7 protein-coding genes are annotated in these 13,316 nt (G+C 34.1%); 6 read left to right on the top strand and 1 reads right to left on the bottom strand.

What is annotated here, in order from left to right; all coding sequences use genetic code 11:
• The first annotated feature begins 146 nt into the window (after positions 1-146).
• From H0Z29_00095 to H0Z29_00085, 3 genes are all read left to right on the top strand, one after another.
• Entirely contained in the window at positions 147-1,232 is a 1,086-nt protein-coding gene (locus tag H0Z29_00095; protein MBO8129900.1) for a DNA repair exonuclease, read from the top strand.
• The gene (locus H0Z29_00090; protein ID MBO8129899.1) at positions 1,229-3,574 is read left to right on the top strand and encodes an AAA family ATPase; all 2,346 of its coding nucleotides are present in this window, start codon (positions 1,229-1,231) and stop codon (positions 3,572-3,574) included. The genes H0Z29_00095 and H0Z29_00090 overlap by 4 nt, the downstream gene beginning before the upstream one ends.
• A gap of 95 nt (positions 3,575-3,669) precedes the next feature.
• Positions 3,670-4,548 (top strand): DMT family transporter, encoded by an 879-nt coding sequence (locus tag H0Z29_00085; protein ID MBO8129898.1) that lies wholly within the window; start codon positions 3,670-3,672, stop codon positions 4,546-4,548.
• An 88-nt stretch (positions 4,549-4,636) separates the two neighbouring features.
• On the opposite strand, the gene H0Z29_00080 is transcribed toward H0Z29_00085, so the two are convergent.
• The gene (locus tag H0Z29_00080) at positions 4,637-4,771 is read right to left on the bottom strand and encodes a transposase (protein ID MBO8129897.1); all 135 of its coding nucleotides are present in this window, start codon (positions 4,769-4,771) and stop codon (positions 4,637-4,639) included.
• Positions 4,772-5,411: 640 nt separating this feature from the next.
• On the opposite strand from H0Z29_00080, the gene H0Z29_00075 reads away from it, so the two are divergent.
• The 3 genes from H0Z29_00075 (at position 5,412) to H0Z29_00065 (ending at position 13,295) form a co-directional block, all read left to right on the top strand.
• Entirely contained in the window at positions 5,412-6,434 is a 1,023-nt protein-coding gene (locus H0Z29_00075) for a T9SS type A sorting domain-containing protein (GenBank protein MBO8129896.1), read from the top strand.
• A 110-nt stretch (positions 6,435-6,544) separates the two neighbouring features.
• The gene (locus H0Z29_00070) at positions 6,545-9,643 is read left to right on the top strand and encodes a T9SS type A sorting domain-containing protein (protein ID MBO8129895.1); all 3,099 of its coding nucleotides are present in this window, start codon (positions 6,545-6,547) and stop codon (positions 9,641-9,643) included.
• Positions 9,644-9,812: 169 nt separating this feature from the next.
• Positions 9,813-13,295, top strand: coding sequence for a TonB-dependent receptor (locus H0Z29_00065; protein ID MBO8129894.1), 3,483 nt, complete (start codon positions 9,813-9,815; stop codon positions 13,293-13,295).
• Positions 13,296-13,316 lie beyond the last annotated feature (21 nt).

The following is a 13,316-nucleotide window of genomic DNA, read 5'->3' as shown; positions in this document are numbered from 1 at the left end:
TTTTAGATAGATCAAAATCCTAATTACCACCTTTTGCAGATGATCAGGCTCAATAAGTAATAATTTTTTAATATTTTTCTCTGTTTTTTATTATAACCAATTACGAATATTTAATTTAAATTAATTTGATATTGATAGGATTAAGTATGAAGATTTTACATACTGCAGATCTACATTTAAAGGATATTGGTAACGAAAGATGGGATGCATTAAAAAATATTATTCGTATTGCAAATGACAATGATTGTCAGGTTATTACTATTAGTGGTGACCTTTTTGATACAGGTATGGATGCTGAAAAGATACGAGCTGAATTGCGGGGTCTATTTTCAAAAACAGGGGCAAGAATTTTGATAATTCCTGGAAACCATGATAAAAATGTTTATAAAGAGGGATATCACTTTGGTGATAATGTGGAAGTTATAAGAAGAGGCGATCCTGTCAGGATAGACAGATGCGTTTTCTGGGGATTGCCCTTTGAAAATTATAATCAGAATGAGGTTTTGGAAAATCTGTATGCGCTAAAAAGAAAAATTGATGAAATGAAGGATAAGGATGAGATACATTTTCTACTAATACATGGTGAATTAATTGATTCTTTATTTTCTATTAGTGATTTTGGAGAAGAAGGATATGATAGATATATGCCATTTAGATTATCATACTTTGATGAGATGGGGGTTGATTTTGTACTAGCAGGACATTTCCATACCAATTGCACTGTCAGGCAGTTTCATGGGGGTTTTTTTATCTATCCTGGTTCACCAGTATCCATAACACGCAGAGAGACTGGTAAAAGAAAAGTAGTGATAGTAGACACTGAGAATAGTAATATTGAGGAGATTGTTACGGATGGTTTCTACTATGAGTTGAAAGAAATATATCTCGATCCCTTTGAACGAAAGAATCCATTAGATATTGTCAAAAAAGCTTTGTCTGATATAAATGAGAATGCTAGTTTAATTTTAAAAGTTAGTGGATATATTAATAAATCACTTCACGGGCTTGATGAGGTAGCCTTTCACAGGGGACTAATTGAGCATCTTGATAATTTAAATTTAAGATATCCACCTCAGTGTGAAGAAAATTATAGGGACATAAGTACTATTCTTGAAGATGAGTTGTTTAAGGAGTTTGAAAAAAGGCTTGAGAACAACAATTTTGAAAAAGAAAAGTTAGACAGATTAAAAGAACTTTTTATAAAAGCGATGATTAAGTCTATACAGGGATGAGAATTAAAGAATTTAGAATAGATAGATATGGACATATCGGATACCATGATAAGTTTGGTCTAAAAAATTTTACTTTATTTTGGGGTAAGAATGAAGCTGGCAAAACTCTGACTCTTGAAGCAATTATTAAATTTATGCTCGGAAAGTATTCTAAGGCATTCCCTAATATTAATAGAGTTAATGAAAGCCCATCCGGATATCTGGTGATTGAGTTATCGAATGGGGATGTCAAATTACCTGAGAATGGTTCACTTGTGGATATTATTGGCATTGATACGTCAATTTTCAGAAATATTTTTATAATAAGAAATAGCGATCTAACAATAGAAAATGAGGCAGGATTCTATAACGATATAGCTGATCGATTGACAGGGCTGAATTTACAAAAAATAAAGGATGTAAAAGAGAAAATTTTCTCAATCGGTCATTTAACGGAAAAATTTAACATAAAAGATGATCAAAACTCGAGGAAGTTGGCAACAAGGATAAGCCAAGCTACGAAGCTAATCGATGAGATTGGGGATTTTCTTGAAAAAGCATATGCAAAAGGCTATGACGAGGTAGAGAAGCTAATTGTATCTATGGAAAATGAGAGAGAAAAGCTACAGGAGACTATTTCAATTTATCGAGAGGCTGAAAAACGAAGAAAATATGAGATAGGAGTAGAAATAAAAAATAATTATGAAAAAAAGTTAGAAGCGCTGAAAAACCTATCATTTATAAATAAGGAAGCAGAGAAAGAATTAAATCAAGCTAATATAAGTATAAAGCATCACCAAGAAAGTATCAATGAGAAAAAAGAAACTCTGGAGAATTTGCGAAAAGATGTAAACCGGTTAAAGCAGGAGCTTTTTGATCTTGAAGTTGATTATGAACTTCTGAAGAAGAGGAAGTTGCAGATTGAAAATGTTATTCCGAAGATAGGTAAATACAAAGAAGAGTCTGAGAATCTTGCTGGTAAAAGATTTGGTAAAGTACTATATATTTATTCGTTTGTCATTTCTTTTGTAGTCCTCCTTGCTTCACTTGGATTTGCACTGTTTGGTATGAAAATAGCTTCTAATATATTTGCGTTCATTAGTCTAGTAGCTCTTCTGTCCGGAACAGTAAATGTCGTTTGGCTTAAGAGAAAAGAAGGTAGGCTCGTGCACATTCTTGAAAATATAAAGAATGAACTTGCACCATTAGGCCTAGGAAGTGAGAATATTTCTGATATACATAAAAACATACAGAGATTTATGGATGAGGTTGAAAGATTTGAAATAAAGATTAATAAAAAGAAAAATACAATAGAAAATTGCGAAAATCAGATATCAATACTTGATAAAGAGATTGAGGAGTTATATAGTAAGATTAAAAGTTTAGAGAATAATATTAAAAATATTTTAATTAATGCTAAGGTTGAAAATATTGAAGACTATTCAAAGAAAGTTGAAGAAAAAGACAAACTGGAAGCTGAATTATCCAGTTTAGTATCAGAATTTTATAGGGTTTTTGGTCTGGATAAAGCTGTGGAATTTGACAGATGGGATGAAGTTTTAAAAGAATATGAATCTTTTAAGGAAAGTGCTCTTAATATTGAATATATTCCGGGTAAGATTGATGAATATCAATCAAGACTCGATAAGATAGAGGAAAAGCTGGAAAATTTGAAGAAAGCAAAAGAGGAATATACACGGAAGTTTCATCAGTTTGAAGAAAGGTCGAATGAGATTCTGCTTTTAGATGAGCCGGTTAGGATTGATTCATTATCCCAAATTGAGAAATTGAAGGATAAATTAATAGAGTTTTTGTCTCATCATCAACAAATGTTCGATGATTGTAAAATTGCTATTCAAATATTGGAGGAAATTGAGAATGAAAAAAAACAGAGTATAAAGGAATTATTCGACAAAAAGTCAAAGGCTGTGGAATATTTTAAAAATTTTAGTGAGAACAGGTATAAAGCTATATCATATGATTTGGAAAAGAATCGTTTACATTTAATTGGTAAAGATGATATTGAGATTCCAGTAGAGAATCTCTCTGCTGGTGCATATGATCAACTGTACCTTGCTGTGAGGCTATCCCTTGCTGAGAGTATTCTGGAAAATGAGGCTGGATTTTTCTTAATGGATGATCCTTTTATAAAATCTGATCCCGACAGACTTGAAAAAGAAATTGAAATATTACTAAAGCTGGCTCTGGAAGGATGGCAGATTGTTTATTTTTCTGCAAAAGAAGAAATTCTTGAGAGAGTGAAAAAGCTGCAAGGGGTGGAAAAATCTCTTGTAGAGGTATTTGTACTTGATGATATAAATAAGACGAATTCGCACATAGAAAATACTCCATCACTATTCTAATTGGGTATTTAATACATAATTTTAAATAATAAAAATTTATACCCCGTTAAAATAAAATTAATTAAGTTATAGGCGTTGAATTTTTGAGAATTGTTGTGGAAAAGTTGATTGGTAGGAAAGGCTTTGGTGCACTGTGTGTAATCGCAGCAGCCGTTATGTGGGCGCTTGAGCCAATCGTGGCAAGGTATTCTTACGTAAATGCAAACTTTATCCAGACTACAACTATAAGAGCGATTGTCACAACTGTCATGGCATTTGTATATATTGTCTCAACAAGTGGTATTGAATCTTTGAAAGTGAAGAGGTCCCATCTTATTAAAATAGCGTTTATAGGGATCATTGGGACTACCATTGCTGATTTGCTCTATTTTTATTCTTTCAATCATATTCCAGTTATTAATGCAGTATTAATCGGTCATATGCAACCTATTTTCATAATTATTCTTGGGTTATTTATATTTAGTGAAGAAAAGCATACGGGCTTTGATTATATTTTTATTATCTCAATGATAATAGCCAGTCTTTTGATTACTACAAAATCTACAGAGAATTTGAAGTCACTTAAACTTGGCACCTATGGTGATTTGTTGGTATTAATTTCGACTATTTTGTGGGCACTATCAGGCATAATAGCCAAAAAGTATTTATCAGGACTATATACAGGGGCACTCGTTTTCTATAGATTTCTGACAGCTTCGGTTATTCTATCTATAATAACTTCTATTTACGTTGGGCTTGCAATTTCAAATTATTATCAGATCATTAGTGGGATAATTGTGTTCGTAGGATATATGCTTTATTATGAAGGACTAAAAAGGTTGAAGACAGCTGTGACATCTTCTCTTGAGTTAACTGCACCATTTTTTGCATCACTTTTTGGGTATGCTTTCTTTGGTGAGACAATTACGTTTTTGCAAGGGCTCGGACTGGGATTGATTATTATTGCACTCGTTTTCTTTCGCCATTCTGAATAAAAATAGAAGTCTTCTGTAAGTTTAAAAAATCTGTTAACTGATAGATGAAAAAGTGTTTATAAAAGTACATAAATAGCGATATAGTTCATTATAAAACTTTTCTTACTTTTTTGAAAGCATTGAGTATGGAAATTCTGTTTTTCACTCTTACCTTGTTCGATATGTTCTTGATTATATGGAAGATACATCTTTGATTTTTTGATTTAGAAAAATTATTAATCAAATCTTCTACAAGCTTGTCTTATTTGCATATCCTTTGCTTTAAATAAGAATCTTACTGCTAAGTTTCCCTTGTCTTGTGTTTAGAACATCTAACTCTTTTACCTCATCTAATATCGTTTTCAAATTCTTCATGTAATATACCATTGCCTTTTGTATCTCATCCACCTTCTAAATAATTATTCCTCTCCACTCTAAGCATATCTTCCAATACTTCTTTGATTATCTCTCTTAATGAGTTTAAAATTATATAGTTTCTCATGATAATCTCCTGCATTTTTGTTTTCTCTTTTAAATTTCAATATACACAGGAGGTTATCTCCTTATTTTTCCCTATTCAGAATTCAGAAACAATTAAATTTATACTAAAAAAGTTTTATTGAAAATTTAAATAATTCTCAGTATATATAGTTTGCACTTGAATTTGAAATAGTGAATTATAAAAATTTTTTGATTTTACCGTTTACTCAAAAAACATACCGCTTAAATAAAAGATAATTTCCTATTAATCGAATAGTTTATATATTACAAGGCAGTGAGGTGGTAATGAGATTAGTTTAGTAAGATATATTAAAAAAGATAGAGCCTTTTGCTATTTGATAGAAAATATGTGAATAATGTGTGTTAAAAAAAGGAGGAGAAGTATGAAGAGGAAAATGTTACCAATGAAATTTGTTTTCATTTTGAGTTTGGTTGTTGCTTTTGTAATGTTTAGTGACCATTCATATGGTCAAAAGAAGTGTGTGCTGATTACCGGAAATGAGAGTTCAGATCAAGTATTTAAAGATTCACTGACAAATTGGGGATACCAAGTTGAGATAACGCTGGGTTCTGAAGTACAGTATATGTATGAAGAGGAATTCAAACAATATGATTTTGCTTTTGTATCAGAAACCATTGGGTCAGGTGATTTAGGTAAACATCCAGATGATGATAAAGGTTTTAGAAATATACCTATTCCGCTTGTAACCACTGAAGGATGGTTAGCCAAGCCCGGGGCAATGGATTGGATGGCAAATAGGGCTGTCAATAATTATGCACCTGAAGCCGTTAAAATAGTGGATCAAACCGGGCATGCGTTATCTGCAGGACATAATGTAAATGATCAGGTTACATTGGTCACTGATCAGCAAAATGGGCTTATTGTTGCTGGTGAGCTTGATATCCCTGTTATTGAGATTGGTGCTTTAAGTTCTCTTGATTCAATGCTGGTTATTTATGGAATAGAACCTGGTGTTAAGTCATTTGCGGGTGATTCCATAGAAAATAGAGTAGCTGTTATTGGTATTCATGAAGTTGGATATCCTACTATGACAAAGGATGCATGGGAATTTATTAAGGCTGGAATTGACTGGGTTACTGAAGAATCAAACGCTTTTGTAAATATGGGTAATAGAGTACCGATTGGATTTAGCCTCGCGCAGAACTACCCAAATCCATTTAACCCAACAACAAATATTGAATATTCTGTCGGAAAAGATTCATGGGTTAAAATAAGTATTTATGATATACTCGGACGTAAAATAGCTACTCTGGTAAATGACTACAGAGAAGCCGGGATTTACAACATTACGTGGGATGCGTCCAATTTCAGTGCTGGTGAGTATATCTATAAAATTGAAGCTGGTAATTTCATTGATTCTAAGAAAATGATTCTTGTTAAATAAAAGATGCGGTTACAAATTTTTAAGAGAAACATTTTTACGTTTAGCTGGGAGAGCAGCTTGCTTTTCTCGCTAAGTAAATTATTTAATTCAAAAAAAATGGAGGTTTTGTTATGAAGAGATTAGCAGGATGTTTATTAACCTTGTTTTTAATTGGTACATTTGTTTTTGCAAATGGCGAGTGGCCAATAATATGGGATTTTGAAAATGGGAATACTCATGGATTTGAATTTTTTAGTAGATATCCAGCAATTACTCCTCCCTCAGAAGATGATCCTACTACTGCCGGAGATGAGAGGTTAACGGGTGGCTGGGATACAGAAAACGATGGTAATTTGCCTCAGGCAGGGATAGCGTGGACAGTTGGGTCATTATTATCGTTTAACGGCTTGAAGCCTGGTGCTGATCCAGATCATGCTCGTGTTGATGATAATGGTCTATTACAGTTTATCCTTAGCAAACCGCGTATTGGCTGGATAACTGAGGGTAGCTTAAACACATTCTTACTGAATATGCACGGAGACTATGTCCATAGTGAAACAAATGATCAGGTAGCTCGTTCTCCAGTTGTTGAACTTCCAGCAGAAGGTCCAATAATTTTGAGTGTAATATCCTCTGGTGGTGGTGGTGATATAGCTCCTGAGTTAGATGATAATACTGCAGAACTTTATAAAACAGAATCATCTGGTATAGCTGTATGGGTTATTGATGGGACTGATACTACATTTGCAAGATCACTTCATCTGCACAATAAGGGTTCCCTTGGATTAGATACTCTTGATCTTTCAGCGTATGCAGGTAAAAAGATATTTATAGAAGTTGTAGATGCATTTCAAGGAGGTTGGGGTTGGCTTGCTGTACAGCACATTCAAATAGGGTCAGAGGTAATGGAAATGCCGGAATTGAAATCAGGTAAAACTGCACTTATTTGTAAAGATGCTACTATTCCAGATGAGTTATCATCTGGAGATTCAGTACTTTATATTTGGATTGGTAAGCAGGGATATACTGGAATAGAAACACCTGGTGGTCAATACCCGGATATTATTCCAAGTAGCAGTTTAAGTGATCCTGATGTAATAGAAGACTTGAAGAAATATGATTTTATAATCATTTCAGAAAGTATTGGTTCCGGTGATGTTAAATATATAAAAGATATACCAGTACCAACCGTATGTCTTGAAGGATGGGCAGCAAAACCCGGTGTGTTTGATTTTATGGTGGATAAGGTTGTTGCAAATATTGATGTAAAACCTGTTAAAATAGTTGATAATTCAGGACATCCACTTGCAGCAGGGTTTAATGAAGGAGATATGGTAAGCTTAGCGGGTTCTGGTTTAATCGTTGGATCAATACCGCAAATTCCTGTTATACCGATTGCTGAGGCTGGTGAAGATACACTAGTTATATATGGAGTGGAACAGGGTACAAGAAATGCTAACGATATTTCGATGAAACATCGAATTGCAGTAATTGGCATACATGAGTTAGCATATACTTCAATGACAGATACTGCATATAAATTCATTGATGCTGCAATAGATTGGGTAAGAGAAAGTTTCAAAGTTGGTATTGTAGCTCATTGGCCGATGGATGAGGGTTCAGGAAATATAATTAACGATAAAGTGAATGGAATAGATGGTAAATTAATAGGACTTAACACTTCCGAGTGCTGGTTACCAGATGGTGGGGTACGTTTTGATAATATAGATGGACATCATATTCTAGTTCCACATAAAGATACGCTTGATTTTGATGATAGAAGTTTTACAATATCAATGTTTGTACGTTATGTAACAAGACCAACTGATACTGACCGCTGGTTAGTTAAAGGAACCCATGATGGTAGCATATTTACAGGAAAACGTTACGAGCTTTTCCATACTAGTGGTCCCACTGTCCGTTTTACCATTGATGATAATGTTACAAAAACAAAACTTGAAGTACCTGATGATGCTTTTGTAACGGGTGATTGGGTACATGTAGTTGCGATTCGTGATGCAGTATACGATTCATTAATGATATTTGCTGATGGAGCTTTTATCGGTGGTTGCAAAGATGAAACCGGTGATATATCAAATGGCGAACCATTATGTATAGGTGAATCGACTGATGAATCTGAAACTGCTATGTCTGGAGATATAAAGGATATTAGATTATATAATTATGTACTTACCCCTGATGAAATTGCTGAAATAGGTAGTAAGTTAGGTATGGCAAAAATTGCTCACTGGAAACTTGATGAAACCTCAGGAACTACGGCTGAGGAAATAGTAAATGGGCTGGATGGAACACTGGAAGGTTTTGAAGGTGATGAATGGGTGACGATTTTTTCAGGTGGTGGTCTGGATTTTTCTGCTGCTTCTGATACTGCACTTATTAGAGTTCCTGATAATAGTTTGATTAGACTTAGCGAGGAGTCATTCTCAGTAGCATATTTGATTAAGACTGATATTACACAGAATCAAACAATATTCTATAAAGGTACTTTTGCATTTGCTCCACATAGTGAAGATAGTTGTGCAAGATGGTTACAATCAGAAATTAAAAATGGTGAGTTACGTTTTGCAATTGATGACAATGGCAATCAGGATACAGTTAAGTTTTCTGATACAGATACTACTGGTAAAACACAACTCGAATATGATTTACCAGAAGATTTGAATGATCAATGGATGCACGTAGTTTGTGTACGTGATAGAATACAGGATTCCTTGTTTATATATATAAATGGTGAAAAAGTAGCTTCGATTTGGGATAAAACTGAAGGGCCTATTGGAACTGAGCATGACTTAATTTTGGGGAATTATTACAAAGGAACAAATAAGTTTAAAGGTATTTTAGCTGATTTCAGAATTTACGGACGTGCATTGTCCGATGAAGAGGTAAAAGGTATGTATATTGCTGGTCCAGAGGTAGCTATTCACGATGTTGCCGAAGCGGGTCCAAAAGAATTCAAGCTAATGCAGAATTATCCGAACCCATTTAACCCGAGTACGAATATAAAATTTCAATTACCTACGGATTGTTATGTAACACTGAGTATATACAATATTCTTGGACAGAGAGTTGAAACTCTTGTTAATAAATACATGAATAAGGGGTATCATCAGGTTAGGTTTGACGCAAAGAATTTACCGTCGGGTGTTTATTTCTACAGAATTAAGGCAGGTAAGTACACTGAAATAAAGAAAATGATGTTGCTTAAGTAAACCCACCTGTGATAGTTATAGTGGTTTGGCACAGTTCAATTATTGAATCTGTGCCAAACCACTTGTTTTTAGAGTATAAAAAAAGTTATTACAGTTCTTTAAATAGATGCTAACATTGATTATTTTACATAACTAAATTGCACCTATAAATAGTTGGGGGAGGTGCTAAATGAAAAATTTAAAGCTATTATGTGTTTTGTTTGTAATATTTTTATTGAATACTGTTTTATGGTCGCAGGGAAAGATAATTGGTCATGTTGAGGATAAGGAAACAGGTCAGCCACTTCCTGGAGCAAATGTAATTGTTTCTGGAACATATCTTGGTGCTGCTACAAATCAAAATGGGGATTATGTTATAGTGAATGTCCCGGTAGGAGTTTATATAATCGAAGTAAGTTATGTGGGTTATACTAAGACAAAGAAGACAGGTGTAATTGTATCTCAGGGACGGATTACAAAGGTAAATTTTCAATTAGAGAGAGCAGTGATAGAGGGTGCTACAGTTACGGTTGTTGCTGAGCGTGATATATTACATAAAGAGGTAACGGGGAGCCAGAATGTTATTATGGCAGATAGGATAGTAGAGACAGCTGGAGTAACGACGTTACATGATTTTTTGGCAAAGCAGGCAGGAATTACGGATGAGAGGTTTTTAGAAATACGTGGTGGGAATCCACAGGAAACAGGAACTATAATAAATGGATTTGCTTTTGTAAATACAAGAGTAGGTAAGACAGGGTCATTTATTCCAACGAGTTCAATTGAGCAGGTATCTGTACAGTCAAGCGGTATGAGTGCGGAGTATGGAGAGTTCCGCTCAGGTATTATAGAGGTAACGACAAAGACAGGTTATAGTGATAGATATCATGGTACTTTTTCATTTAAAAGAAATCAACCTCATATGAAGCGTTTCGGTAGATCCTTATATGATCCAATGAATAATGCTTTGCGTCCGCATTTGGATCCTGATATTGCATTCATAGGTGTTGATGAAGCTATAAAACAAGGGATAATTACTGAATATGAAGCCCAACAATTTGTTAAATATAATAGTTTCAGAGGTTTCCCATTTTATACAGGTAGGCGTTTACCATCGACATGGAAGACTAGTTTGGTTAATATGGGGCTTGATTTTTCCGCTATTACTGCTGTTGATTTATACCTTTATGATGCATGGATGCACCAGGTGTTCCCTGATTTTGATAAATTGAACAGAAAAATTGAAGAGCTTGATTCGATGGGTATATATGTTGGAGAAAAGGTAACGGATCCTAAGTTGATAGAGCTATTTAGAAAACATGCAAATAAAGAGGGGAGAACATGGGATTATGTTTTTGATGGTGGATTTGGTGGTCCTGTACCGATTATAGGAAAGAATTTAGGAAATATGACTTTCTATTTATCTAATATTACCGCAAGAACTGCATATGTTCAACCAAAGGAATTGGACTCAGATTATAAAACAACTACTATATTAGTGCTTAAATCAAATATTAGTAAGAAATCTAATTTGAAAATAACATCTTTGTATAATTATCATAAAGGAATGTCTCCGACACATGGTGGTGAAAGTGAAATGCCGAACTTAAGTTTCGCGCAGGGTTTGGAGTTTTCATCTGGAACATGGACCCCACGCGGGCTTGATCGTGGTGATTTTATGCCTGAAGACAATATTCTTCTATTCAGTGGTCAGGGATGGGGTGGTAATTATGGACCAAGATTATGGTGGTATGTTTCTGATCTTCAAATCTGGAAACAATATAATTTTATGCTTGGATTAAAATATACCCATACAATAAACGTAAAGTCATTTTTTGACGTACAAGCAAGTTATATGAGAATAAAAGATCATATACATCCAAAGGAGACTCGTGATGAAACAGTTTTATATCGTTTAGGTGGGGTAATACCTTTAACTGAGGCACCATATGGTAGGAGGATTTTACCTCTTAATACTGATAGTGATACGGTTGATGGGTTTATATTTGACCAGTTTCACAGTGTTCCTGGATTAGAAGATAGATTTGATAGTAAAGGTGGTTTGCTTTTTGACCGTTCATTAACCCAGCAATTTCGCTTTAAGATAAACTATGGTAATCAGATAAATATGATGCATTTTATAAAGACAGGTGCAGAGGTATTTGTAATGGATTTAGATCATGATCGTTTTGGCTATTGGCATGATCCAGGTAGTGCTTATGAATATATGTTCAAGGTTAGACCAGTATTTGCGGGTGCATACATTCAAGATCAAATATCTTATGAAGAGATGATACTTAATTTTGGTATAAGAGCGGATTATTTCGGTGAGGCAAGTGGATTAAAATGGCCAACTGGTAGATTATTCGAGGAAAAAGCCTTTGGTATAAATTATGCAGAGACACCGACTGATTGGTTAGAAATGTTACATGCAGGGAAATCGGTAGTTTGGTGGAAATGGGATACTCTTGATAATTATTATAGAAGGATAGGCGAAAAACCGTTATATCAACCAGTAAAATCACATTTAGTATTTAGTCCACGTTTGGGTGTTTCATTCCCTCTTACAAGTAGAACCAAATTTTATTTTAATTATGGACATTTTAGAATGTTACCGCCATACAGTGAAATGTATATGTATGTTTATAGGCATGGTACAGCGAAAGGTGGTTTATATCATCTTGGAAATCCAAATCTTGAACCTGTTCGAACTATCCAATACGAATTGGGAGTTGATTACAACCTGATGGATATGTATTTGATTCATGTCGCGGGTTATTATAAAGATGTTACAGGTGAAGTACGACCAATTATATATATTCCAAATTATGGTAATGGATTTTCATTTAGAACGAATCAGGCATATAAGGGTGTTCAAGGAGCGGAAATACAAATTACAAAGCAGTTTGGTGAAATACTAACAGGATGGGCAAAATTGCAATATATTTACGTAACAGTTGGGTATAGTGGTCGTGAATATGTATATGAAGATCCAGATTTTAATAATGATCCAGATAAGATTAATTACTATAGAGATCCAAAAAGACCATATCCAGTTCCACAATTTTCAGCGAATATAACATTGAGAAGTCCAAGTAAGTGGGGTTATATATTTGGAGACTGGAGATTTAGCTTTTTGCCTGAATGGAAACGAGGTGAAATTTTTAGATATAATCCAAGAGGTCTAGATGTAAATAATGAATTTCGCTGGCCTGATATTTTTCTAGCAAATATGGCTATTAGTAAAACATTTGATTTAAAAGGTGCTAAAGCAACTTTAACCGTTGATATTTTAAATTTATTTAACACCAAAATATTTACTTATAAATATGCATTTGCCAAGGGTATTGGTTCGGAAACAGGTCCATCTCAGGACTTCAAAAATTATATGGCATCACTGCATTTGAAAGATTATAAAGACTCATATTATGATCCTATTAGGGATGAGGAAAAAGGTGAATATCTTTATCCGGGATATGTATATACGAAAGATATAACGGATCCAGAAACTGGTGAAATTATTCATCACAAAGGAGAAGTAGTGAGTGGAGAGGATCATATAGGTGATGTAAGGTCGAGTGAAAAGCCGCATATAAATAATCCTAATCTTGATATTTTTACTTTTGGCAATGAGCCACGCTCTATTTGGATTGGATTAAGAATTGATTTCTAATATGGAATTATTTTTGAGAGG

It is taken from the genome of Candidatus Neomarinimicrobiota bacterium (assembly GCA_017656425.1).
Lineage (GTDB): Bacteria > Fidelibacterota > UBA2242 > UBA2242 > B5-G15 > JACDNV01.
This window is presented reverse-complemented; position numbering and strand designations above follow the sequence as displayed.

Excerpts from the sequence above, each read along its gene's own strand:
- H0Z29_00065 (MBO8129894.1), top strand. The coding sequence starts at position 9,813 with ATGAAAAATTTAAAGCTATTATGTGTTTTGTTTGTAATATTTTTATTG.
- H0Z29_00090 (MBO8129899.1), top strand. The coding sequence starts at position 1,229 with ATGAGAATTAAAGAATTTAGAATAGATAGATATGGACATATCGGATAC.
- H0Z29_00095 (MBO8129900.1), top strand. The coding sequence starts at position 147 with ATGAAGATTTTACATACTGCAGATCTACATTTAAAGGATATTGGTAAC.
- H0Z29_00075 (MBO8129896.1), top strand. The coding sequence starts at position 5,412 with ATGAAGAGGAAAATGTTACCAATGAAATTTGTTTTCATTTTGAGTTTG.
- H0Z29_00070 (MBO8129895.1), top strand. The coding sequence starts at position 6,545 with ATGAAGAGATTAGCAGGATGTTTATTAACCTTGTTTTTAATTGGTACA.